Origin of the sequence: Caballeronia sp. GAWG1-1, from assembly GCF_023631465.1 — a bacterium.
Lineage (GTDB): Bacteria > Pseudomonadota > Gammaproteobacteria > Burkholderiales > Burkholderiaceae > Caballeronia.
Genome location: NZ_JALQDB010000025.1, coordinates 1 through 24781, shown reverse-complemented (window position 1 = coordinate 24781; position 24781 = coordinate 1). Strand labels below are relative to the sequence as shown.

General features: G+C 56.3%; 18 protein-coding genes and 4 pseudogenes. 16 read left to right on the top strand and 6 right to left on the bottom strand.

Annotated features, from left to right (window positions below; genetic code table 11):
* The first annotated feature begins 92 nt into the window (after positions 1–92).
* The 5 genes from NCT03_RS14545 to NCT03_RS14525 all read left to right on the top strand — a co-directional run bounded on the left by NCT03_RS14545 (position 93) and on the right by NCT03_RS14525 (position 6591).
* On the top strand, positions 93–1112 hold the full coding sequence (locus NCT03_RS14545) for a CBASS cGAMP-activated phospholipase (protein WP_250492927.1): 1020 nt from the start codon (positions 93–95) through the stop codon (positions 1110–1112).
* The gene (locus tag NCT03_RS14540; protein WP_284503251.1) at positions 1100–2239 is read left to right on the top strand and encodes a CBASS cGAMP synthase; all 1140 of its coding nucleotides are present in this window, start codon (positions 1100–1102) and stop codon (positions 2237–2239) included. The genes NCT03_RS14545 and NCT03_RS14540 overlap by 13 nt, the downstream gene beginning before the upstream one ends.
* Complete coding sequence (locus NCT03_RS14535; RefSeq protein ID WP_250492924.1) at positions 2236–3879, top strand: ThiF family adenylyltransferase; 1644 nt, start codon at positions 2236–2238, stop codon at positions 3877–3879. The genes NCT03_RS14540 and NCT03_RS14535 overlap by 4 nt, the downstream gene beginning before the upstream one ends.
* A complete protein-coding gene (locus NCT03_RS14530; protein WP_284503250.1) occupies positions 3867–4343 on the top strand; it encodes a Mov34/MPN/PAD-1 family protein in 477 nt (158 codons plus the stop codon). Before NCT03_RS14535 ends, NCT03_RS14530 begins: the two co-directional genes overlap by 13 nt.
* Before the next feature lie 250 nt (positions 4344–4593).
* Complete coding sequence (locus NCT03_RS14525; RefSeq protein ID WP_250492923.1) at positions 4594–6591, top strand: phosphoribosyltransferase-like protein; 1998 nt, start codon at positions 4594–4596, stop codon at positions 6589–6591.
* 41 nt (positions 6592–6632) lie between these two features.
* Here the strand turns inward: NCT03_RS14525 and NCT03_RS14520 are convergent.
* Positions 6633–7013 (bottom strand): annotated as a pseudogene (locus NCT03_RS14520) (glutathione S-transferase C-terminal domain-containing protein); the annotation flags it as partial.
* On the opposite strand from NCT03_RS14520, the gene NCT03_RS34100 reads away from it, so the two are divergent.
* Both NCT03_RS34100 and NCT03_RS34095 read left to right on the top strand, forming a co-directional pair.
* Positions 7004–7420 (top strand): AAA family ATPase, encoded by a 417-nt coding sequence (locus NCT03_RS34100; protein ID WP_350030147.1) that lies wholly within the window; start codon positions 7004–7006, stop codon positions 7418–7420. The pseudogene NCT03_RS14520 and the gene NCT03_RS34100 sit on opposite strands and share 10 nt — an antisense overlap.
* Positions 7351–8701: pseudogene (locus tag NCT03_RS34095) on the top strand (AAA family ATPase). Before NCT03_RS34100 ends, NCT03_RS34095 begins: the two are co-directional and overlap by 70 nt.
* Positions 8702–8960: 259 nt before the next feature.
* On the opposite strand, the pseudogene NCT03_RS14505 reads toward NCT03_RS34095, so the two are convergent.
* Both NCT03_RS14505 and NCT03_RS14500 read right to left on the bottom strand, forming a co-directional pair.
* Positions 8961–10126, bottom strand: a pseudogene (locus NCT03_RS14505) (mandelate racemase/muconate lactonizing enzyme family protein).
* An 86-nt stretch (positions 10127–10212) separates the two neighbouring features.
* A pseudogene (locus NCT03_RS14500) lies at positions 10213–10491 on the bottom strand (SDR family NAD(P)-dependent oxidoreductase); the annotation flags it as partial.
* Positions 10492–10823: 332 nt separating this feature from the next.
* Here NCT03_RS14500 and NCT03_RS14495 point away from each other — a divergent pair.
* The 5 genes from NCT03_RS14495 (at position 10824) to NCT03_RS14475 (ending at position 16476) form a co-directional block, all read left to right on the top strand.
* Positions 10824–11909: a hypothetical protein gene (locus NCT03_RS14495; protein ID WP_250492920.1), complete on the top strand. Its 1086-nt coding sequence runs from the start codon at positions 10824–10826 to the stop codon at positions 11907–11909.
* An 80-nt stretch (positions 11910–11989) separates the two neighbouring features.
* Positions 11990–12220 carry a DUF5675 family protein gene (locus NCT03_RS14490; RefSeq protein WP_250492919.1) on the top strand — a complete coding sequence of 77 codons (231 nt, stop codon included), beginning with the start codon at positions 11990–11992 and terminating at the stop codon, positions 12218–12220.
* On the top strand, positions 12171–12515 hold the full coding sequence (locus NCT03_RS14485; protein WP_250493089.1) for a DUF5675 family protein: 345 nt from the start codon (positions 12171–12173) through the stop codon (positions 12513–12515). The genes NCT03_RS14490 and NCT03_RS14485 overlap by 50 nt, the downstream gene beginning before the upstream one ends.
* 228 nt (positions 12516–12743) lie before the next feature.
* Positions 12744–13577: a glycoside hydrolase family 75 protein gene (locus tag NCT03_RS14480; protein ID WP_250492917.1), complete on the top strand. Its 834-nt coding sequence runs from the start codon at positions 12744–12746 to the stop codon at positions 13575–13577.
* Between the two features lie 523 nt (positions 13578–14100).
* Positions 14101–16476, top strand: coding sequence for a hypothetical protein (locus NCT03_RS14475; RefSeq protein ID WP_250492916.1), 2376 nt, complete (start codon positions 14101–14103; stop codon positions 16474–16476).
* A gap of 364 nt (positions 16477–16840) precedes the next feature.
* Here NCT03_RS14475 and NCT03_RS14470 read toward each other — a convergent pair whose 3' ends face one another.
* The 3 genes from NCT03_RS14470 to NCT03_RS14460 all read right to left on the bottom strand — a co-directional run bounded on the left by NCT03_RS14470 (position 16841) and on the right by NCT03_RS14460 (position 19950).
* Positions 16841–17890, bottom strand: coding sequence for an HNH endonuclease (locus tag NCT03_RS14470; protein ID WP_250492914.1), 1050 nt, complete (start codon positions 17888–17890; stop codon positions 16841–16843).
* A 611-nt stretch (positions 17891–18501) separates the two neighbouring features.
* Positions 18502–19239, bottom strand: a complete 738-nt coding sequence (locus NCT03_RS34090; RefSeq protein ID WP_250492913.1) for a DUF2779 domain-containing protein — start codon at positions 19237–19239, stop codon at positions 18502–18504.
* A 288-nt stretch (positions 19240–19527) separates the two neighbouring features.
* The gene (locus NCT03_RS14460) at positions 19528–19950 is read right to left on the bottom strand and encodes an HU family DNA-binding protein (protein WP_250492912.1); all 423 of its coding nucleotides are present in this window, start codon (positions 19948–19950) and stop codon (positions 19528–19530) included.
* A 903-nt stretch (positions 19951–20853) separates the two neighbouring features.
* On the opposite strand from NCT03_RS14460, the gene NCT03_RS14455 reads away from it, so the two are divergent.
* The 4 genes from NCT03_RS14455 (at position 20854) to NCT03_RS14440 (ending at position 24544) form a co-directional block, all read left to right on the top strand.
* Positions 20854–22194, top strand: a complete 1341-nt coding sequence (locus NCT03_RS14455) for a deoxyguanosinetriphosphate triphosphohydrolase (protein ID WP_250492911.1) — start codon at positions 20854–20856, stop codon at positions 22192–22194.
* Between the two features lie 316 nt (positions 22195–22510).
* A complete protein-coding gene (locus NCT03_RS14450) occupies positions 22511–22717 on the top strand; it encodes a hypothetical protein (RefSeq protein WP_250492910.1) in 207 nt (68 codons plus the stop codon).
* Between the two features lie 40 nt (positions 22718–22757).
* Positions 22758–23951 (top strand): PfkB family carbohydrate kinase, encoded by a 1194-nt coding sequence (locus NCT03_RS14445; protein ID WP_250492908.1) that lies wholly within the window; start codon positions 22758–22760, stop codon positions 23949–23951.
* Complete coding sequence (locus NCT03_RS14440; RefSeq protein WP_250492907.1) at positions 23948–24544, top strand: 7-cyano-7-deazaguanine synthase; 597 nt, start codon at positions 23948–23950, stop codon at positions 24542–24544. Before NCT03_RS14445 ends, NCT03_RS14440 begins: the two co-directional genes overlap by 4 nt.
* The last annotated feature ends 237 nt before the right edge of the window (positions 24545–24781 follow it).

Sequence of the window (24781 nt, the reverse complement as noted above, 5' to 3'; positions counted from 1 at the left end):
TCGTTTCTCACTCTAAGTGCGTAAAAAAAGTATACGCGATGCGCCGAGAAACGCGTATAGTTATTTTACTCATACGAAACGCCGCTGTCGCCATGGAAGATGTTCACGACCGTCCTGACTTTCATATCCTCGCGCTCTCTGGAGGCGGGTACCGCGGCCTCTACACCGCGACCATTCTGCGCGAGCTGGAGAAATCGTGCGAGCGGCCGCTGGCGCGGCACTTCGACCTAATTTGCGGTACGTCCGCGGGTGGATTGCTGGCACTGGGCCTTGCAGCAGAAATATCTACTGCGGACCTAGAAGCGATGTTCGTCAGTGAGGGGAAACGGATATTCGGAGGCAGTGGTTGGCTCCGACGTCACTTGGGCAAGTGGTTCATGGCGAAGCATTCGCCCGATGGTCTGAGGGCCGTGCTCTCAGAGCGTTTGGGGAACAAGACCATCGGTGATTTGCAGCATCGAGTACTTATCCCGACCGTGAACTACAGCACTGGGAAGGGGCAGTTCTTTAAGACGCCCCACATGCCGGCATTTGAGAGTGATACGCGTCGCAGCTTGGTGGATGTCGGCTTGGCAACGGCCGCTGCACCAACATATTTCCCACTTCATCGCATTGATGGTTATGGAACGTTCGCTGATGGCGGGCTTGTCGGCAACTCACCGGGCCTATTCGGCCTCCATGAAGCTAGACACTTCCTCGGCTTCGATACTCGTGTAAGAGTACGGGTCCTCGCCATCGGAACGATGACCGTGGGGGCGACGATGCGTGGCTCTTCCACGCTTAACAGGGGTGTCTATCAGTGGGGTGCGAAGGTCTTTGACCTTGTCATCTCGGCGCAAGAAGGCGCGGTGGACTTTATGCTTCAGCAAGTCCTTGGGCCGGACTATCTCCGTGTCGACGACCAGGCTACGCCCGACCAGAGTCGAGATATCTCGTCGCTGGATGTAGTGACGCAGGGAGCAACGACAGTGTTGCGCGAGCGCGGAGCCCAAGCTGCGCGCCGGATGCTGGGCGACCCGAGATACGCGGTATTTAAGTCGCACATTGCTGCTAAGCCCACCTTTTATCACGGGCCCCGGAAAAACGCAGAGGTGACCACATGCAGAACCTAAGCTCGCTTTTCTATTCATCGGTGGACGCTCCAACTCTGCTTGAGAGTCTGGACTTGAGCGACACCGACCGCATATTTATTGCTGAAGCGAAGAATGCGGTTCGGAATTGCCTTCGGGGCAATCTGATGAAAGTGCTAAAGAGGCACCGATATGAAGGACCTTCGGTTCATCCGCGCTTTTTCACGCAAGGCTCGTGGGCATACAAGACGCTCAACGCCCCAGCAAAGTCACCGCAGCAAGCGGATGTGGACGATGGCGCGTACCTGCCTCTCAGCTTCGTATCGCAAGAGGAGCGGCCGAGCATCGCCAGTGGCATCTTCTTCGCTGCAGCGGAAGAGGCCTTGAAGGAGTTGATTGAGGCAAGGCGCTGGAAGCTTGTTAAGGACAAACCGACTTGCATCCGTATTGAGATTGCGAAGTTCGCGCACGTAGACATCCCGCTTTACGCGATACCCGATGACGAGTTCGAGTCGCTGCAGAAGGCGGCAATGGAGCAGTTTGGCTACATGACCTTTGACTCCGCTCTCGAGCAAGCAGAGCGGGATGCATGGACGGCTTTGCCGCGTGACCATGTGCTTATTGCTCATAGGGAAAAAGACTGGGTCAAGTCTGACCCGCGACCGGTAAAGACGTGGTTTCTGGACGAAGTGGAACGTCATGGCGAGCAGTTTCGCCGTGCGGTTCGGTATCTCAAGAGTTTCAGGGACTGGCAGTGGGCCTCAGGCGGGCCGTCGTCGATTTTGCTGATGGCAGCATCTGCGCCTGTCTTCGAGATGCGCGAGCGGCGTGACGACCTTGCGCTGCTCGATGTTGTCGAGAAAATGCCGTCCGTGCTGCGGGATGGGGTATGCAACCCGGTTGACAGAAACGAATCGCTGACTGACCGACTTGGTCGCGCTGCAGTCGAAGAAGCGGCAAAAAAGCTCGAGAGCTTTGAAACCTATCTTCGCGCGGCGATTCACGGCAGCAATCCGAGCCAAGCATGTGCATGGATGGTCGCCCAGTTCGGCAACCGTTTCCCCAACCAACCTGAGAGAGTGAAGGTCACGAGCGTCGCCGCAACCGTGAAAGCTGCGCCGGCGAGTGCTGTCGCCTCTCCGCTGGTCGGTCGAAGCCAAGCAGGATGAGCGAGCAAGGCTCGGTTCTCCTTCAGCTAACGCAGGCTTTGGCCTTGCGTGGCTTCGCTTATGTTGGACTTAGTGAGGACCGTTGGTTCGTGTTCTCAGGCAGCCTGATGAGCGAAGGCAGTCCTTACCCGGTCCGTCTTGAAACGGACCCCATAGGGAAGGACCTTCCCCGTTTGTACCTCGAGCCAATACCGGCCGCGCTAAGGCCAGTAGCTCCCCATGTCGGCGCCGACGGAGGCCTGTGCTACTCCGCCGCCGGCATTATTGTTCTTGATGTATTCGACATCGTCGGCCAGGTTTTTGCCTGCATCGAGCGAGCGGAAGCAGTTCTCGGCCGAATTCTTCGCGGCGAAATGACTCACGACCTCGAAGAGGAATTCTTTGCCTGTTGGCCGCAGACATCGTTGTGCTTGCTCGACTTTGAGCAAGGCGGGAACCGACCGCTATCCGCTCTAGTGCTCGCATCGAAGCGAGAGACTCGGTCAGCGATTGCGGTGAGCGACGACGCGGCTCGAACAACATCAAAGCTGACAGCATGCGGTTTTTCCATCGATTCAAAGCGCACGGTGGTAGTTCATCGGATTCGCACGCGTTCGGCACCGCGTGCAATGCAGAAGAAGTGGCCGCCAAGGACCGTCGCCGAGATTCTCAGGTGGCAGGGAGAGCTGGACCCGCGAGCTCGTCGAAAGCTTGAAGAGTTGATTTGCGCGGAAGCAAAAACGAAGTCGAACGGCCTTGTTTGCGTCATCGAGTCGCCGCGATTCATTTACGCCTTCGCGGTCGTGTATGACCGGAGTAAGGACGAGAACTGGCGAGAGACCACGCCTTTGCAACTCGCCTACCGCAGCGAGGTAACGCCGTTGTTCTGCTTCCGCATCGACGACCGGTATATTGCGGAGCGAAACACACCGGGAGGGCCAACTTTGGCTGGAAAGCGAATCACGCTAATCGGCTGCGGAACAATCGGCGGTTTTCTGAGCGAATATCTCGTGAAGGCCGGTGCAGGCACTGGCGGGGGAGAGATTAGACTTGTCGACAGCGATATCCTGCTTCCGCAGAATGTTGGCCGGCATCGCTTAGGCTTGAATTATATCGTCCGCAATAAAGCAGAGGCCTTGGCAGACGAACTAAGACAAGGAGCGCCAGGAGCGAAGATTCTGCCGTTTCCCGTCGATGCGCTTCAGGTGGACCTATCGTCTGCAGACTTGATTATCGACGCGACGGGCGAGGAGGCGCTTGGGCATCTGCTGGCCAAGAAAGTATCTGCTGGCATGTTTCGCCCGATGCTCTCTGTCTGGATTGAAGGCCCGGGTACGGCCGTTCGTGCATTGATGCGCGACTCCGATGAAGCTGCATGTGTCCGGTGTCTGAAGTCAAAGGACCGCACGCCCCTTTACTCAGCTGTCGAAGGTGACCTGCCCCAGGCACTGGCTGGACACGGCTGCGAGAGCTTGTACGTGCCGTTTCCTGCAACGGTCTCCATCCAAGCAGCGTGTCTTGCTACCGAGATGGTTTCAGATTGGGCGGCCGGAAATTGCTCGCCTCGTCTGCGCACGCGAATCGTTGACCCAATGCAAAAGCAGGCCTGTGGACAAATTGACCCAGCTCGATTGCAAGGTTGCCCAGCATGCAATACCTAAGTTCGTGGGCTACGCCCGACCATCGTGTTTTAGCTGTCTTCGCGGAACCCGTGCTCGCTACCTTCGCGGCGCACAGACAGTTGCACATGAGCGACTGCGAGGCAGGTGGGGTCCTCCTCGGCAGGCGCCGCGGTCGTCATTTCGAGATAACTCACGTTACACGTCCGTTTCCCACTGATACTCAGAGGCGAACGGCATTCCTTCGCGAATGCATCGGCCATCAGGAAGAGGCAAGTGCTCTGTGGATGTCGTCCGGCCGCGAAATCGGCTACCTAGGCGAATGGCATACTCATCCCGAACAAGACCCGTTCCCGTCAGGAATAGATACTGAACAGTGGAGAAAGTCGTCTCTTGATATGAGAGACGACTTACCGATGCTGACCGTTATCGTTGGTCAACTTAGTATGTACGTGTCCACGTGGAAGGAAGGGAAAAGCCTCGGCGTGCTTCGCTTGTTGTCGTAGCGCGAAAGTGTGGCGTCAAGGATGCTGATTCTTTTCGTCATGTAGCAGACCTGTCCTTGTAGTTCGACCTGTCTCTGCCATCGGTGCACGCTTCAATCTCCGCGGCCTTGATGGACTCGACGCATCGGTCAAACTCGGTGCTTGTCTACGGTCGCGTTCGGCTACGTTGAGACCACCATATTTGTTTCAATCATGGCCACAACGGCTGAATTCCGCCGGAAGACGAGGTAGCATAAGGTGGTTGCCTTGGATGGAATTCAACTCGCATTCGCGCTGGCTGGCAATGGACCTGCGGCATGTCAGAATATCGATAGCCTCTGCGCCGGTCTTTCTTCCCCCCAAACAACAATATATGCAGCCCACTCAATCGACTGCTGACAACCAAGTCGGGCTTATCCGCGAAGCCTTCGCAAGCACACCGTTTTTGGACCTATCCTGGCACTTCGACCCCGTGGTTAGTTTCGATGACCGCCGGTGCCAGTTACTTACTCTTGAGCCAACAGTTGCGGCTGGCACAACGTTCGAGGAATTCGTCGCTCAGCGTCGTGCGGAACGTTCCCCACTCGCGCAGCTTTTTGTCGATGCTGTGGAGGATGGCGACGATGCGGCTTCGCAGCTATTCCACGACATGGACCTGCGCGCCGACTATATAGTCGGCTTGTCGCAGGACGCATCAGTTTCGGCGGCATTGCTCGACTACTACGGTCATTTCGCGACCTTCGTAGAACGCGTGTGCCTGCCGAGCTCGCGTCGCTCGGGATTTCCGAGAACCATTGCGGGGTTTGCACTTGACCCGGTATTGAAATGGTCAGACGACCTCGAAGAGCCCGTTGCTAAGGAACTTATCGAGCGTATAGAGTCGGTCATCTTCGTAGTAGCGGAACATTTGGCCTCAGGCCGCTTAGATGCTGAACTGCTGGAACTGCAGAACAATCTCATTTGCTGCTACTGGGTGATTGCACGGGCGCTGCATCACGGACTGCACGCGGTCGTGGTTAGTACTCATCTGCTGGTATTCAGACGTATTAGCGCGGCGGCTTGGTCGCAGATTGATGAGCGGATACGTATCCAATATTCGACGCTCGTTTTGCATTTGACACTGGCGTTCTTCCCGCTTGGGGAGTCTTTCGAGGCAAAGAGCGGTTTCAGCAACAACACGCTCGCAGATTTACGAAACCTATTTCGCGATGCGGCGGGCGCTTCTGGTCACGCGCAGTTCACAGTTCACCAGTGGGTTTTTTCATGGTTTGCGGACAAGCTCGACGCTGAGGTGTTTAGCTGGCGTGCGCTCAAGCCTAACGACTCTAGCCTCTCCTTGCTTAGTGATGGAGAACAGAGCACGGTAGTCGAGCTTGCGCAGCGATTTGCAGGGTACCGCTTGCCGGTAACCGCGCAGCATCTCGGAGAATTTCTTGTACAGTTTGGAACGACTGAGCGAATTCGAGGTGCGTTACGGCTGTTGAATCACAGCAAGTTTTTCCCATTGTGGGAACTCGGCGAGACGATGGAGCTATTGCTGGATGCAGAAATCGGAAACGTTGAAAGTCGGCTCGTCGTGACGCCATTGGGCGAACAAACGGGAAGTACAGCAATCATCCGGTATCTAGCTTCACATTCGAAAATGGCTGGCCGACTTGTCTTCGCAGACGATATCGAAAGTGCATTGGACCAGACGAAATCTGGAGACAAGCTGTGCTTTATAGATGACTGCTTGCTCAGCGGAACGCAGACGTTGAATATCCTCGGTGACCTTACAGGCATGCGTACGAGGAAGCAGCATCATACGAAGCATGGCAATGCTCTAAGTGCTGAATATAGGGCGAAGCTCCACGCACGTACGCTCATATTCGCGTACTGCGTCGCTTCGGATGTCGGTATTGAACGCTTTCATTCGCGGCTGGTCGTCGACACTGGACTCAATCCCGGAAAGGTTGTTCTGCGCTACGGCGTCATTGAGCCTAGCTTGGCTAAGGCCTTCGGACCGTTAGGTCCTGTCGCTTGGGCCAGCACGCAACAGCGAGAAGCACTAAAGGCCTTCTCGCAAGAGGTCGGTTACGATATCTTGAAACGGCGTGCCGAAGAGAAAGGTTGGACCGATGCTCGGCGACTCGAAAGCGCACTCGGGTTCTCTGATTTTCAGCGTCTGCTTATCTTTCCCTATAACGTACCAAAAACAACTCTGACTATGCTTTGGGAGCGGGGTGCAGAGTCCCGGAATTGGATGCCGCTCTTCCGTGGCTACGATTGAGGTTTGGTCGTGGTGTTCTTTAAGTTCGCCGGCTCAAGAGTTCACCGCTCTGCATCTGGCTGGTTCGCCGGCTCTGCCTTCTCAAATGGGTCCAATTTCATCGCATTGTCGGCAAGCCGAACGACAGTGGGATAGTCATCGAGCGGTATATTGAACCTTCTTGCGTTCCAGACTTGCGGAATCAAGCAGATGTCCGCAACGGTTGGTGTCGCGCCAAAAACGAACTCTCCGATGCGCCGCTCGTCTTTCAGTCGCGCCTCCAACGAGCTGAACCCAACATCGACCCAGTGCCGATACCATTCCGTCTTCTGCTCTTCGGTAACTCCAAGGCTGCTCTTGAGATACTGAAGCACGCGTAGATTGTTGACAGGATGGATTTCACAGGCGACTTGCAGCGCGACTGAGCGCACATATGCGCGGTCCGCCGCAGTTCGTGACCCTCAATCCAGTTCAATTTCCGGAACTCACGAAGCTGCGCAATGAGGTACGTGACACGCTGCGAAAGACGGTTGTATCTAACGTCATTGATGAGTTAGCAGCCAACTCGGATGTTAGTGCATGGGTGCGGCACGGTTTGGCGTTACACACGCAGAATGGTGACGCAGCGACTTGCAAGTTCTGCAAGCAGCCGTTACCCGAGGTCCGTCTCAGACGACTCGAAGCACACATCAACGACGAATTCCGCCGGTTCTCGCAAGAGCTGCAGCAGGTCTATGACCGCATTCGTACCGCAGCGACCAACTTCCCAACGTCACGGTCATCGATTCGAACAGTCTGTATCCGGAGTTTCGAGAGGAATTCGACGAAGCACGCAGGACATTTCAGTTAAACATCGAAAATGTCGAGAACGCGCTTCGAGCGCTTGCCGAGGCGGTGGCGACCAAAAAGGAACGGCTATTTGTTCCCCTTGAGCTTGACAGTCTCATTAACAATTCAGAAGGCATCTCGCGAGAAGGCAAGTCCCTGTTGTCCACATTCTTCACGGCCCTAAACGCTGGCGCAGATGCGCTCAGTGAGTACATGGGGAAGCAAGCATTTGCGAAAATTGCGGCTCTCGTAGAACAAAGCAACAAGAAGACGGCCCGTTTCGCGGAGGAAGTCAAACTGGTCCGTGAGCGGCTGCTCTGGCATGAGCTTGCGCTCGCCCATGCGGACTGGGTTTTGAAAGAAAAGGAGTTGACATCCGCTGCGAAGGCAACCTGGACGGCGGTCGATGAAAGGAGTGGTCTTGAGAAGCAGATTCAAGAACTTGAAAGAACAATTCTTGAACATCGACAGCCTGCGGATGACCTCAATCTGGAGCTGCGGGCATATCTCGGCCATGACGAGATTAAGTTTGCAGTTGAAGATACCGGCTATCGATTGGTCCGGCAAGGTGGCGCAGCAACGAACCTCAGCGAAGGGCACCGCCATCGCGTTTCTGTATTTCCTCAAGTCCCTTGAGGACCGCACATTCGACTTGAAGACCGGCATCGTAGTGGTGGACGACCCAATATCGAGTTTGGATTCGAATTCCATCTACAGCGCCTTCGGTTTCATGAAGCGGAGACTGTGCGACGCGGGGCAACTCTTCGTACTCACCCATAACTACACGTTTCTCCGGCAGGTGAGGCACTGGTTTCAGCATTTGAATTCCAGAAAGAAGCTGAAGCCGTCCCAGTTCTACATGCTACGAACGTCGAACTCAGAGGGAGGACGACGCTCCGCTCTCGAGGCAATGGACCCGTTCCTTCAAGATTACGAGTCTGAGTATCACTACCTGTTCAAACGCATCCTTGAGGCTAGCGAACTCGAGGGCGGTGGTGCTCTGAAAACCTATTACGAGTTACCCAACCTAGCCAGGCGGCTGCTCGAGGCGTTTCTTATCTTCAAGGTGCCCGACGAAAGAAGCTTGCATGCTCGCCTCGAGGCCATTGAGTTCGATGGGCCCACGAAGACCCGTATCTTGAGGTTTGTCGATACGCGTTCCCATGCAGAGCAAATTTCAGAGGGACACGACGATGCTTCGGCGCTCGCCGAAGCACCGAACGTGCTGAAAGACTTGCTCGAACTAATTGCAGCCTGTGACAAAGCGCATTTCGACAGGATGAAGGTTTCGTTAGAAGCATAGTGCCAGCAAAGCTGGTTCGCGATATGCAAATGAATCGCCCGTCGCGACACAAAGGATTGCCTGGAGACGGAGTAGGGTAGCCGGAGTTAGTCTTTACCCGACCATCTGCACCAAAACGCAGGGGTGACCATCTCCGTGTGGCAGCACACCATCGCACTTGACTACGTGTCCAAAATTTCACCTTCCAGGTCATAGCGCTGCCAAACATTCCTGGTCGCGCCCGAAAATTTCCGTGTGTCTTGCGAGTGTCAGGGCAGAGCTATGCGGCCAGCTTATGCATCTCTGCAATCAGGTCGCGCTTGCCTTCAAATCCGATTCCAGGCAAATCGGCCATCGTCACGTAACCGTTTTCAACTTTCAGGCCGTCGGGGAAGCCGCCATAAGGCTGAAACAAATCAGGATAGGACTCGTTGCCGCCGAGTCCGAGGCCGGCAGCAATATTGAGCGACATCTGATGACCACCGTGTGGGATGCACCGGCTCGCAGACCATCCATGCTGGCGAAGCATTTCCAGCGTGCGAAGGTACTCAACTAGGCCGTAACTCAGGGCACAATCGAATTGCAACCAATCCCTATCGGGGCGCATTCCGCCGTAACGAATGAGGTTTCGAGCGTCTTGCATCGAGAACAAATCCTCGCCTGTCGCCATCGGCTTGTCGTAGTAATTGCGCAGCGTCGCCTGGAGCTCGAAGTCGAGCGGGTCGCCCGGCTCTTCGTACCAGAAGAGGTCATACTGCGATAGCGCCTTTGAGTATGCGATGGCGGTGTCAAGGTCGAAACGGCCATTGGCATCGACGGCAAGCTTCTGACTGTCCTGCAGCACACTGAGGATGGAGTCGATTCTTTTCAGGTCTTCGTCGAGCGAAGCGCCGCCTATCTTTTTCTTGACGACCGTATAGCCGCGGTCATTGTAGCTGCGCATTTCATCTTTCAGCTTCGAATGGTCCTGACGGGATAGTAGTAACCGCCGGCAGCGTATACAAACACCTTGCGCTCGGGTCGGCCATTGCCATAACGTTCTGCGAGAAGCTGGAAAAGCGGTTTGCCTTCAATTTTTGCGACTGCATCCCAGATAGCCATGTCGACCGTGCCTATGGCTACTGAGCGCTCTCCGTGACCACCGGGCTTCTCATTCGTGAACATCGTCGCCCATATCTTGTGGGGGTCGAGATTGTTGCCAACATCGGTCACGAGCGCTTGCGGCTGCGCCGCCAGGATTCGCGGGATGAAGCGCTCGCGCATCAAGGTTCCCTGTCCGTACCTTCCATTGGAGTTGAAGCCATAGCCGATGACGGGCTTTCCGTCGCGGACGACGTCCGTAATGACGGCGACGAGGCTGAGCGTCATCTTGCTGAAATCGATGTACGCGTTGCGAATCGGCGAACTGATAGCTACCGTCTTTTCACGTATTTCAACAATTTTCATGATTAGGCGTCCTTAAAGTAAATCGGCGCCACGCTCGCAATAAAATCTTGAAACAGCTAGCTGTGAACTATTACCTGAGCAAAAACCTAAGGAGAAGCACCGCCACACATGACAATCTGCTGTCCTGTTATCGAACTGGCCCCTTCGCTCAACAGGAAGCTCGTCAGGGCTGCGACTTCCTCGGGCGCGATAAATCGTCCAATCGGAGGTAGCTTCGGCGGTCTTGCGGCTCGCGCCGGGTCACGAAGAAACGGAGTGTCCGTCGCCCCAGGGGCCACAACATTTACGGTGATGCCTCTCGGGGCCAGCTCTGCTGCTCAAGACCTCGACAGGCCAACTAATGCCGACTTTGTCGCGGCATATTGCTGAGCCGCGAACCAGTTCTTATCGAAATGCGTGCGGCCGACATATTCGGGTGTCGAGTGCAAATGAGGTGCACTGTGCTGCGCAGCGCGTGTCCTCATGGAGCTTTCGGTAAACAGACTCCCCCATTCGCTTACTTCGCTACAGCGCCCTGCGGATGGGACACATTATTTCTTGTATGTACGTTGACGCACACCGCAGGTTAAATTTTTAGCTTTACGGAATCCAATCTGTAATCTTTTATTTTAGCTACAGAGGCTACCTGTCTCGTGAAAAAACCACAAAACGGCAGCTTTTGTTAAGACGCCCCCACCCGCAGTGGAGGGGCGCGATAATGGCGACGATTCACACGCAACTCTTAAGGATTGCGAACATTCCACAATGTGGTTTTTCGAAGGAATGGCGAGGAGATAAGGTTATGAACGCAGTGGGGTGGACCAATCCGGTTCTTGGAGAATTGATGTCGCATGCGCAATGGTCACCGACGGCGGATGACAATGCGCGAGACGAAACTATTCCGATTTCCTTTTACAAAGGCTTAGTTGCGGCATACAAGGCCCGCCCGAACGACGACACAACCAGACGAAATCTTGGGCTGCTTGCGCTGACCGTGGGTGTCAGCGAGTGGGGAGTGAGCGGTGTGGACGAACGCGAGTTGCCGGACCCGCTTGAAGAGAAACATACAGCCCCATGGGCGAGCAACAGCAACGCGCGCCAAGGCAAACACGTCATGAGCTATGACCTTGGCGGCATTGGTATCTCACATCTCGACTCCGATGAGCTAGGCCACCTTATCGAATTTGTCGCCCAGAATTTCATCGCAGACGCAATAAGAGCGGCAGACAAAACAGAGCTCATGAAACTTGCCGACCCCGCCAACTACCTCCGCAAGCGCATTCAATACGACCAAGTTCGTGCGTCTGGCCTCTGCGGCTCCGAGCCGGTAACCGTCGACTTGTTCAACGAGCCCTTCAATGCGGACAAGGACCATCCGGGAGTCTCGAAAGAGAACTGCAATGACTGGGACAATAAGAAGCACATGAATGGAAAGACCTGGCAGCTCTTTCGGACTTACATGCGCATGGCGCTGCGCTCACAGAAAGGGCAGGAATGGATTTTCAACAGTTGGCTTGACCGCAACTGGACTCGCTCACTCAACCACACGTTAGCGCATGATGGAAGCGTCGAGGAGGCGCTAGCGAATGCGCGCGTCCGCAACTCAGCGCCCGCTCTTGCGGAGGCGGCACTGGGCATGCCGCCCGGCGATGACACTGCACTGATTCAGAGAGAAATCGACGCTTACGCGCGACTGAATGACGCCGTGACAGCGCGCCGACGATACCCCTTTATCATGCGCAGCGTCAACCTCTATCGCTTTCTTGACAAGAAGCCGCTGCTTACCGGCGTGCGGCGCCCTTAGCGCCGCCGTTCGAAGGTGCGCGCCACGCAGGCATTGAATAGCCCAAGGTGGTGTGAAGCCTTCTTCGACAGGAGATGGAAATGAAGCTCGTACTGCACCGCACCGTGAAGTCCGCTCTTTCCACGGAAGGCTTTCTCGAGGTCGATGGCCGTTTCCAGTGCTATACGCTCGAGCCGACCTACCGGGAGAAGCCTGACATTCCCGTCAGCGTTTGGAAAATCATGGGCAAGACGGCTATTCCCGTTGGCACATACTCCGTTGATGTCACCTTCTTCACCAAGCCAAAAATATTATTCGCCCGTGCTCATTGATGTACCAGGCTTCACCGGAATCCGAATCCACATTGGAAACTTTCCGAAGGACACGGAAGGCTGCATCCTCGTGGGCACCAAGCTTGGCATCGACAAGGTGGTCAACAGCAAAATCGCCTTCGATGGGCTGATGCAACATTTCGACGCGGCACGTGAGGATAACGAGGGCGTACAAATCACCGTGATGGACGATTGGGGTGCAACACCGAACTTCGCGGCGGCGGCGGTGCCTCAGCAGTTGGTCGCTGCGGCTGCCACGAATAGCAAGGCAAGTCGGACTGCGACTATCGCCTGAGACACCGCGAGGAAATCAAACGGTCACGGCTTCGAGCTCTCGGTGTAAAGATGCGCAACCAAGAGCGCGTGAGGCCTGGTTTGTGTTAAGCCCGAACTTAGTGCTGCGAGTCGGAGCAGTAGCTGGCAAAAATGTGCAATATCACTCTCCACGTATTGCCAATTTCTTACTCACATATTTTCGGTGCTGACCGATGACTTTTGAGGCTGTCAATGGCCGGAGGCGAGCATGTTGATTGCCCAAAACATGACTGACGCGCGGGAAAACTTACAGGAGGGATTTCGGATGCTCAACGTTTTCTACGTGACTATCGCTGCTTTTTCTCTTTTGTCGGCCTCACTCTGCCGAGCAGAGACGTACAACCCTCCACATGCATCCGCCGGCGTGTTCGAAGGCATAGACCTCTCAGGGGCGCAGGTGGCGGAAAGCTTCAAGCAAGCGTTCGCCGCATGCGACCACGGCAACGGTAAGCCTCAGTGTAATGGCAACGACCCGAATCGAAACACGACCGTTATAAAATTAAAGAGCGGCGCCATCCTATTTGACGCCAAGATGGCGGTGGACAATGACGGTTCTCCGTTCGCAGGAAAACCTCCGAGTCAACCCATAACCTCGCTCCTCTATTCGAACGGCACAAGCCTCAATGCGGACAAAATCCGTTACGTCGCCGTGTCGGGTGGCTTCGACAACGCAACAGGCTTCGCGCTCGGTGACGTCGCAGCAGTCGTCTACAAAGACAAGGTCGCCTTTGCAATTATCGGAGACCACAGCAAGTCGTATCGAATTGGAGAAGGGTCGGTTGCACTGCACACAGCTCTGGGGCACGACGGCTGCCGGGAGCCCGCGCCCGACGGCAACTGTAAAAGGCCAAGGAATGACAGCATTTCATCCGGTGTGACGTACATTGTATTTCCTGGCAGCAAAAAGAAGCTTTGCGGCGACGCGCCGCTACCTCACGGCGCTGCCAAGCTGTGCGCAGGACTGAATGCAGAAAATCTCAACCAAAAGGTCGACGAGGTTGGTAAGGAGTCGTTCGACGCACTTAAGAGCGCCTCGCAGTAGGTAGCCTGCCTTCTTTAAAAACTCTGGGCGAGTTGGGTGACTCTACACCCCAATAAGGTAGTTGTAAGCATAAGTACACCGAAATACTGAGCGTCTCCAATAAAGCTAACGAGGCCGCCGTTCGCTCGCCAATACTCTGGCTTTCATGTCGGTGACGCTGTCGAGGACATAGCAATGCTGATGAAGAATTGGATTCTTTGGGCCGCGAGGTCTTGCATCTAAAGCGTCACGTTTTCTGAAGCTCCGAGGTAGGTGTACCTTCGGCAAGTCAGCTTCGTGAGTTGTCTTTTGTCTTTTCTTTTGGTCCGGTCCAGTTAGCCTATGGATGAGTGGCCGCTACTTCCGTGACCGGCGGCGTGTAACGAATCTGCCCAGGAGTCGTGACCGAGGGGAGACATCTATATGGTCGTTTTGTGGCGGACTTCCTAGCTTTTCTCAAGCGAGCGCGCTTGCAACAGCGTAACACCCGACGCAACGCGGTACTACCGTCCATTTCCAAAAGCAGTTAGCAAAGGAGCAGGCCGTGAAAAAGCCAATCATCGTGCTGTTTGTTGCCTGTCCTTTCTTGTTCGGCTGCGTTGTGGGTGGCGTTCCCTCGCATATCTCATCCGCGCTTCCTTTCTGCGACACGCCTGACCAACTCGATTGCGTCCTGAACACCAACTCCGGTGTAGTCAAGGAACTCAAGCCGACCGAAGATGTCGTGCCGACCCTCGGGCTAGCGCTTTCCGGCGGTGGGTCAAAGGCAGCGCCCTTCGCTATGGGGGTGGTTAAACGCTTCGTCGACGAGGGGTGGCTCTTCAAGACGGACTACCTGACGTCGGTGTCCGGCGGGGGATACACGGCGTTCTACCTCTACTACAAAGCGTACCGGACTGTGCTCGAGAACCGCCAGCCCATCCCGGCCTACCCGGGACTCAAGCGGTATTTTATGGACACGCGGAATCTCGACAGCCTCAAAGACGTGCCACCGTACGTTCAACTGTTCTCCCCAGATGAGGTTCATTACAGATGGGACAGTCTTGCAGAGCTAAGCAGCAAGCACACCCCTAACGGGCGTTCGGCGTGTGTCGACCTTCCTCCATATCCCCTCACCGACAAGAATCAAGCAGACCTTGATACGGTCGTTTGGAAGGACGTTCAACAAGCGTCCTACCAAGGATGGGTCGAGTGTTACCAAGATTTATTGCGGACGGACCATTCGACCATGTCGAAATATAAAGACGGCGCGTTCACAAAGGCGGCGTACGCTCACCAACTCGGGCATACCTTCTCCGTTATGTTTGCGGAGTCGATGGTGACGGCTCCGGTGAACTGGTTCTCGAACGTTTTATTCGACTGGAAATGGCGCGTGTCGCCGACCCAGTACGACTACTTGTACGGAATTCTGCGCACGTACGCGTATATGCCTCGTGAAGGGGACGCGCTGCCTATCTCGCCTTACGACGCGTACTTCGAGCAGATGGCGAGGTGCCTGGACTTCAGCGACCTGTCGATAATTTACACGCAGGACCAGGCAACCACGGAGAAGCTGCTTGGGGGATATCTGCCGAAGTGGATTCTCCAGGCGACCGCGAATTCAGGGAACGTGGGCTTGGACCTCTCTCCGAAGCACTATGACCTCGGGACCGATGTCTTTGAAATCTCGATGGACATGTTTGGTTCAGGACGATATGGGTACGTTCAAGGCTCACCCTATCTGGTTGGCCTGACGGTGCCGATGGCGGTGCTTTCCTCCGCCGCGTTTGCTGATACCGCGCAGCGAAGCTTCAACATTCCGCGCGGGGTAGTGAACTTTGGCTTGCAGGCTTTCAACATCCGATGGGGTTTCGACATCGCGAACTACCGTGAGTCGGACACCAAACGCCGGCTTCACTCGCTGCTAATCTGGCCGTTCTACTACCTTGATTCTCCGGTGACTGAGCCCAAAGGGCCGACAATCCATCTTTCGGACGGTGGCCAGACTGGAGACAACCTCGGTCTCGTGTCGCTCATGCGAAGAGGGGTTCGACATATCGTGTCGGTTGCGGGCGAAAACGACTTTGCTGGCGGCACCTTGCGCCTCGCCTCACTGTGTTCGGCGAACTATTACCTGAATGTTCGCGGGTACACGATGGAATTCGACGGTAGCCCGATGGACTCGGACGACGGCAGCAAACGGACATTCCACTTGGCTGAAGCCTGCACGTGGGACGATAACCGGCAGATTTACGTCCATCCCACTGACAGTCGATTTAAGACGTTGACTCCATACGAGTGGAAACGGCGCGTATGGGTTGGGCACGTGGTTCCGTTCCGGCCGGGCGTAGATGGGCCTAGCTTGCTTCCTGATGAGCAGAAGGCGGAGCCGGAAACGGTGCCCAAACATTTGGGCGGCATCACGGTGTACTACATCAATTCCGCGATGGACAAATCAGAGTGGGCGAAGGTCGTAAAGGATTGGTATCCGGTCAATCCGGAGCGACAGGTGCTCTACCGGTTTATGGCGAAACGGGACGACGCTAAAGTGGACCGGTGCAACGGCACGGTGCAAACGCCGGATGGCGTGTACAACTGCCCGCTCGTCGAATATTTCCAAGACACGGCCGAGGCAACGGCGGATGGCGAACATCAGTGGGTGTTCCCCCAGACGAGCACTGCGTTCACGACGTACTCAAACAGCATCTACCTGTACCGGGCTTACCGAGACCTCGGGTGGCTGTATGCAGGTGAATTGCCGAACGCGTCGGAGGAACTGCGCAAAGTGCTTATAAGCGACGCGAAGAATCCCCAGCCAGTCGGACTTAGTCGTCTCTACAACGAACAAACACCCCGATACATTAAAGACCCCTATGTGTGTCGAGGGTGGAACGACGGCCGCGCAGTGCAAATCGCCGAGCCGATTCGTGAAGCTCCGTAAAAGCAGATGTGAAAACGATGGGGACGTGCGTGGTTACCTCTGGCGCGTTAGCAACGGCCATCGCAATGCACGCAGTAACGCAAGCGATGTTAGGTGGAACGCAGCCCTTCGAGCGTCAGCGGCTGGGCGTCACGTTGGGGCGGCTCGCCGATGTCCAGCAGCTCGACGTCAATGCGCGGCGGACGCAGGTCCAGGCCCGTCGACTACAGCGGCGCTGGCCGCCTCGGGCGACGCGCAGTCGCGCGCGAGTTCGAGCGCGCCGTACGCGTCGACGTAGTGGGCCGCCCAGCGTCCGTTAGCCTGCACATAGACCCATAGGGTGCTCGCGTCGTCGCGTGTCGCCGCTGCGCTTTTGTCGGAACCCTCAGCAAAATCCGTGTTGCTGTCGGTGAGCCTTGAGATAGGGCAGGTGACGCCCTTTCAATTTTGGGTTCGGGCGCAAGCGCATGTCACCGGTAAGGCCCAGTGTCTCGCGGTCTTTCCGGCAAAGCTTCGACGAGCGAAGAAGTCGGCCGTCTTCCGCGAATGAGATAAGACCGGCGTCGAAAAGTTTGTCGAGCGTCCCGGTTAGCAGAAGGCCGTTAAATTCATTGACCTTTTCGCTTTCGTTAGAATCCTTCCATGCTTTTGCATGAGATGCAACCAGGACTTCCTTGACGGCGCAGCCGGTCACTGAGCACTGGTTGTCCCAAAGTCTGCGCATGTTCAGACGATATAAGCCTTGTCCTCTTCGCTCCGCGCGAAGTGCAAGTACGTTTGTCCCGGCTGCAGCTTTGTTGTCCGGCCAGTCGTCGAGTCCATTAAGAATAGTCCGTCGCAGTGCGCTTAGCGCCTCACGCTTTAAAGTCCAACCGGCGTTCGCCTTCCACGTCGCCAGTATGGTCATCCCCGGCGCTTTGAGTTCAAGGTATTTCGCGACGTTGTTGGCGAAAGTGACGTAGACGCACTCAAGCTTATTCAGACTTGATGGCTCTGCGGTTGCGTCAATGCTATGTGCAAGCGCATCGAGCGTTGCGCCCAACTCGGGGGCGCGCGCCTGCGCGGCAAGCATCGCCACGACCCCCTGACTAAGCGAGGCGCTCAGCTCGGTAAAGACATCCACGAAATCTTCTTCGTTGACGCTTGGCCCATGGGCGACCACATCAAACCAGCGGTTTTCAACAGCGTCCACGGTGTACGGCCCCAACAAGTTCTCGGGGTTGTATGTCAGCGGGGATGAGCCTTTTTTCAGATGGTTGCTGCCTAAATACGTCACCGTGCCCGTTGACGTTTGAATCTGATAGTTCGGACGAACTCCCTTGCCCGTATCTCCGAAATAAAGAAGCCCAGTTTGTCTCTCGTCAGCGAGGATGTGGGCTAACACTGCCTGAAAGTACTCGGCATTCAGGTTCTTCAAGTGCTCTGGAGTTGCCATTTCTGTCCTTTTGTTCGCAAGCCAGACGTCACGCCAATGCCCGCCTCAGCCGAATGCAGTTGCGGCCTCGCTTCTGAAGCAGGATATTGACATGAAGCTTAAGCGCAGGCTGAATTACGCTGTGTGGTCAAGAGAACATTGAGTCGTCGCTGGTAAGGGCAGTCGGGTCCTACCCGCGTCCTTTTACGCAGCAGCGAGGGAGGCGCCTAAGCGCGTTCCGTCCGGCACGGGGCGCCTTGGGCAATTACAAAGAGTTCCGCAGGGTGCGGCAAATTAACGATGCGAAACTCCGGGTACCCAAGGTCATCGGGTCGGCGGAAATCAAACATGACGTGTCGAGGAAAAGATGACGTTCGAGGTGTGCGTCGGGCGCTCCCCCGAGTTCCACGAGCGTCACGGCTCTCCCGTGTTCCATGGCGCGATACACCGCTGCGAGCGAGAGGCTGTCGACGTGGCAGTAGCGCAGTACGTCATGAACGAGTTGGCGGTGGCGTGGGGGCGGCATGTCGGGAGACGAGAGTTGCCACCAGGCACGTTGCGCAGCGCTTCCGTCCACGATTGCGCTCAGGCCGGAATAGTTGAGGTCGGGACACGCCGTTGGCGCGAGTCGTTTAAGCGAGTAGGAGCCTTGCAACACCCGGGTGATAGTACGCGCGGCAAACAACGGGAAGCAGGTCAAAGAGGCGAGACGCGATGTCGCGCAAGTCCGGCCCATACTCTGGGACGAGCTTGCACAGGTCCGCAATACGTCCTTGCTCAAAGGACGAATAGACCACGATGACGCCCTTGGTGCCGACCGTTTCGATGAGGCGGCGCGCAAACTCTTTCGCCGGCGAGTTGCCCGATACGTCCATGAATTCGTTATGGACCAAGATGCCCGGCTCGGTCTCGGTGTGGCAGGAGAACTGGAAAGGAACTAATTGGTACGGTCGCGTGCCCGCCCCCATTGAAACGGGGGACGACACTGTCTCAAAGTCGAGAAAGTGTCTTGGATAAGGCATCGCCCTCAACAGCGACCGGCCGAGAGCATCAACGCTCACTGCCGGCGCATCCAGTGACCGCGGGACCCGCTGCTGCCGTTCGTCCTTGAGATACAACTCCGGCCCCTCGCGCGCGTCGCGGTAACCGATTTGCCGGAGCAATCCGGCAAGCGGTTGGCGAAACACTTCGACCGGGTGTTCGGGCTCGGGCGGTTCGCCGCTGCGGCAATAAGCAATGAACGGACATTCGTACGGGTTTGCGCACTGTTCACCAGTACGAAGTCGGGGCTCCGGCTGTGCCAGCATCGCGCGCAGTTCTCCGACGAGCCCGTCGAGAGAGACCTTCAGGTCTGAGACTTTGCCGGTCACATCCTCCGTTCGCAGCATCCCGCTGTTCGCGCCGTTGGCCGTGCTGCGCGGATACCTGGTCGTTGCCGTTGGCCTTGTCATCGTCAAGGTCGTTCAGGTGATGATGGTGCATTAAGCCAGACGCACAACGGACCGGCCGGTAGGTCTGGTCTGGTTCGTTACTTGGCTAACGAAGCGGGCCATCATCAAAACTGCGGGCCATCCTTCGATGTTTCTAGAGGCCGGTTTGAGACGCAGTGCGAAGTAGCCCGCACGAAGCGGGCTTCCGGTAACCACGACGTATAAGCGTTAGGCAGCGGCGTCCTTCAGCTTCTTCAGCGGACGAACCTTCAACTTCACCGTTGCCGGCTTGGCATCAAACCAGCGGTCTTGACCCGTGAACGGGTCTTTACCGAAGCGGCGCTTTTTGGCTTCAACTTTCTGCACGTTGATTTTGAGCAGGCCGGAGAGCGTGAACTCGCCGAGGCCCTTCTTGTTCACAGAACCCAGAATCGTGTCTTCAAGAGCTGCCAGCACGGCTTTCGCTTGCTTCGGGTCAACGCCAGCCTGAGCGGCGACGTGCGTCGTCAAAGACGACTTCGTGAAAGTTTCCTTCAGCGGCTTCGGGCCAATGGCCGTTGCAGCTGCTTTCTTGGCCGGTGCTGCTGCCTTCTTTACGGCCGTTTTGTTGGCAGCCTTCTTGGCCGCAGGTTTTACAGTCTTCGTTGCCATTTGCATCCTCTGTATATGAGTGGATTCTCGAGAACGCTTAAGACGGAGCACCCCGCAGCGTAAAGCAGTCGGCACATGCGCCGTCGTAAGCTGAACTAGCGTAGCAACGGTTCATACAATTGACAACAAGAAAACCCCTTCAAACAAGGTATTTCTTGATGATTTGAGCATGTTTACCACGTAAGTCTCAGCTGCCGGCAGGTTTGCTTGCTTGATGGTCGCGTAGGCCGGCTTTTGAGCTCGACCACGAGTTTTCGCATCGGTTGGAACCGTGGCCAAGCGTGCAAACTTCTTGCAGAACTGTGATGAACAATCTCACAGGAGCAAGTAGCTTCCGAGAACTAAACTCGAGTAAGTACCGAAGCTTGATTAAGCAAGAGCAGATATAGAGCGATGTTTTGCCGCTCGTCTTGAACTCGATACCGTACGGGAAAGACATGAACAGCACGGAACGGAAGGCCACGGAAGCCGCGGCCATTGCGCGCGTTGCCGATGCTGCCCGTGAGGTCCAAGCGGCGTCCGTAGCGCTAGAGGTGTATTTCAACGAGGTGCCAAGCGAGGCGCGCCCGACCCTTCAACTAGCCCGACTGACGGCGGCAATGACGGAACTACAGTCCGCGCGGGACGCAGTTGAAAGTCTGCTCCAGCAAAAGCGTCGCCGGTAAATCCGCGTGGAGCGCATGTTGTAGTCGCGTCCGCCTATGCAAGTCGAAATATGTGACTCCCAGAAATAGAACTAGGGCCATCGCATTTCGCTCGTACGTGCCAAGCTTCGCAAACACCGCCCCCTCGGTACGCGGCCGGGTACTATCTTGGGCGCCGCGCTCGGAAGCCTTACTGCCCACCGACTGAGTGTCGCGGTCAATCAACTACGGAGGAGACGTTGTGGCAGGTATGGATTGGATGAAGCTGCTTTCTGCACAAAGACTCGGAGCAGGCAAGCAGTCGGGGAAGGGGAAGGACATCCGTAGCGCGTTCGTTCGTGACTACGACCGGTTGATTTTTTCGTCGGCGTTTCGACGTCTTCAGGATAAGACGCAGGTCTTCCCTCTCGCGAAAAGCGATTACGTTCGCACGCGACTCACGCACAGTCTGGAAGTTGCGTCGGTCGGGAGGTCACTCGGAACGCTCGCTGGAGCCGTGATTGATAAATCTGCGCGCCGCGTAGCGAAAGTCAATCCGCAGGACGTCGGTGTCATTGTGTCAGCTGCCTGTCTCGCGCACGATATTGGTAACCCGCCCTTTGGACACGCGGGCGAGTCAGCAATACAGGAATGGTTTGGCAACGACGGCGAGGGCGGGAAGCGGCTCGCCTCATGGAAGATGAGCCCGACAAAAAACACGGACTTCCTGAAGTTCGAAGGCAATGCCCAAGGCTTCAGAACAGTAGCACGAACGCAGATACCTGAGCAGAAGGGCGGCATGCAGTTGACCTACGCCACTCTTGCCACGTTCACCAAGTATCCGCGCGAGTCGAGCGTGCCTGAAGGACAACGCTCGGGTATCAGCGGGAAGAAGTTTGGGTTCATGCAGTCTGAGAAGGAGCTGTTTGAGGAGGTCGCCGAGGAGGTTGGTCTGGTTGCAAAAACAGGGAAAGGCGCGGCGTGGCATCGTCACCCTTTGGCGTTCCTCGTTGAAGCAGCAGACGACATTTGCTACCACATCATGGACATCGAGGATGGCTTTCGCGCAGGAATGGTGACGTTCGAGGAACTTAAGGAGCTGCACAAACCTTGGAGCGATGGTGGCATTGAGAAGCGGTTAGCACAGCCGGGCGACCAGTATCGACAAGCCGAGTACCTACGAGCGCGCACCATCGGCAAGCTCATCGATGAGTTCGTTGCCGTCTTTGCGAAGAAAGTGGACGACATGATGACTGGCTCGTTTGATGGGGAGTTGGCGGCACATATCACTCACGCTGCTGAGTTCAAAAAATTCAAACAAGTGGGACGAGCCAAGGTCTACAACAGTCGTCCTGTCGTCGAAGTAGAAGCGTGCGGCTTCGAGGTCATCGGCGGACTACTTTCCGCATTTGTTGGTGCCATGGATGACTTGGCGCTGAACAAGACGTCCGCTTCAGTGCGCTCAAAAACGCTCGTGCGTCTGACGTCCTTCGACCCAGACGTGCTGGCGGCAGCCTCGCACTACGAGCGCGCCGTGTACGCGACTGATTACATATCAGGCATGACCGATTCGTATGCGGTCACCCTCTATCAGCGGATTCGAGGAATCGCTTTGCCATGAGCTGCCCACATCGTAAGTACAAAAATTTTTCTTAAGCGCAGCTCAACCGGCAAATCTGCTGCGGGCCTCAAAACTTTCATTTGACGTGCAGCATTCACTTAATAAAATAGTCGTTCTGAACCCTTCTGACGAAAGCGGTATTCGCGCTCTCCGATGGGATTCGAACGCAAAAATAATTCTGGGAGGCTGTATGTCTGGTGGCGGCGGTGGTGGTGGTGATTGGAGGCCTGAACCGAAGGCTCCTGTAACTGCGCCTGGCAAGGCCGGGAGCGGCGGCGCTGGCGGTGGAGTCCCTGACCCTTGCGTCATTGAGGAAGTGACGACGCTCAACTCGGTGAATCCATTGATTCTGCGCGGCATTCGGCAAGGCGCGGTTCTGGAAGTCGATGTAATTCCTGGGCCGCCACCGCGTCTGGTCGCAAAGGACCACAACGGCGCCACGGTCGGCTCTATCACCTCTCGGTCAATGTTGCAGTTCATCGCGTGCATCCAGGGCGGCCGTCAATACGTCGCGGAAGTTTGAGCATTCAGGGCGGAACGTGCACGGTACGGGTGAAGCTCAAATGACCGAAATTTTTATCGCCGGCGGCGTTTACCACGAGAAGTGCATTTGGCCGGACTCGGACCAAATCTTTGGCTCCGCTGGGCGTGCTGCGACTGCGCTTACAACCCACGTCGACAAGGTGACGCTGTACACCTATGCGCGCGACGACGTGGCGCAGGAGTTCGAAAAGACTGCGGAACTCTTCGGTTTCGCGGTCGTTGCCCATCCGACCGAGACGGGGATTTCGTTCGAATACGTGCATTGCATGTCAACGCCAGTCGTCCGCCCCGCGCTCGCTCGTGTGCCGAAGCTCGCTGCTATCGAGGTAGCAGCCGAGGCAGTGCTGCGCTTCGGGATGTTGGAGGGCTCGGCGCGGGTGAATGCGAAATGGTGCGTCTACGACCCGCAGTCGGCTTTCCACCCGGAGCCGTTCGGTGCAAATGGCAGCAAGGCCGAACATCTCGCTATCGTTGCGAACCGAAGCGAAATCGTTGCGATGGGACAGAACGCGGACCCGGATGTCGCGGCTGCAAACCTGCTTGCGCAGGGTGCTGAAGTCGTCGTAGTAAAGTCCGGACCCGAGGGTGCATTTGTTCATACAACGGGTGGGGCAAAGAAGCATATTCCTGCTTACCAAAGCCCGCAGGTCTGGACGGTCGGTTCGGGCGACGTCTTCGCGGCTATTTTTGCGGGCCGGTGGGCTGTTCACCATGACGCTCCAGACGTAGCCGCCGAACTCGCCTCGCGGGCCGTATCGAGCTACGCGGAGACAATGGCGCTACCGTCAGAGCGGGTGCCCGAGTTGCAGAACGCTCAGCGCGTCCCGGCGACGACCGTGCCGGGAAAGGTCTACCTCGCGAGCCCATTTTTTAACCTCGGGCAGCGCTGGCTTGTTGATGAGGCGCGCCGCTGCCTTGCCGAGCTCGGACTTGAGGTCTTTTCTCCGGTTCATGATGTTGGTCCTGGTCCTGCACATGAAGTAGGCCCGGCCGATATCAAGGCGCTCAAGGAGTGTGACCGTGTCTTTGCGATTCTCGACGGCCTCGACGCTGGAACCGTGTTCGAGGTTGGCTACGCACGCGCTGAGGGCATCCCCGTCTATGCGCTTGCTCAGGCCGTGAGTGACGAGAATCTGAAGATGGTCATTGGCTCGGAAAGCAAGGTCTTCTACGATTTCGTGACTGCGTTGCACCACACAGCGTGGAAGGCATGAAATCCGCTCTCCTTTTGTCTGGCGGCATGGACTCCGTGGCCATCGCACACTGGTTGCGCCCGCAAGTGGGCATCACCATTGCCTACGGGCAGCGGGCGTCACAAGCCGAGGTGCGGGCCGCGGCTGCAGTTTGCGACGAGTTGAGCATCGAGCACCATGTAATTGAAGCGGACCTGAGCGCGCTTGGCAGCGGCGACATGGCAGGGTCCGCTCCGGCGGCGCTTGCACCTGTATCCGAGTGGTGGCCGTTTCGCAACCAGATGCTCGTGACGCTTGCGGCAATGAAGGCTGTCAGTATTGGCGTCAACAGGCTTCTCATTGGCACGTTGCGGACAGACGGTGTTCACGCGGACGGCAAGCCGGAGTTCATCGCGGCGATGAGTGAGGTGCTTCGGTGCCAGGAGGGAAAGATAACGCTCGAGGCACCGGCCATCGCACTTAGTGGCGCAGAGCTCATCAAGACTTCGGATGTGCCTGCCGATTTGCTTGCATGGGCTCATTCGTGTCACGTCGCCAATGAAGCGTGTGGCGTGTGCCGTGGCTGCCGAAAGCACTACGAGACGCTCGAGGAACTAGGCTTTGAGCCATATTGACGACCCGCAGCCGCTGCATGACGGACCCTTCTCGGATTATGGATGGCCGGTGCAACGCATTTTTCCGTTCGGGACATACAAGTCCCCACCGGCTGTATCGTTTGTCGACGTCGTCGGGGGGGGGGGCGGGGGGCCCCCCCGCGCCCCCCCCCCCCCCCCAAAAAAAAAAAACAAAAAAAACTCACAAAATAATAAAAAATATTTAAATATTATCTGTTATCAATAAAAAAATAAATT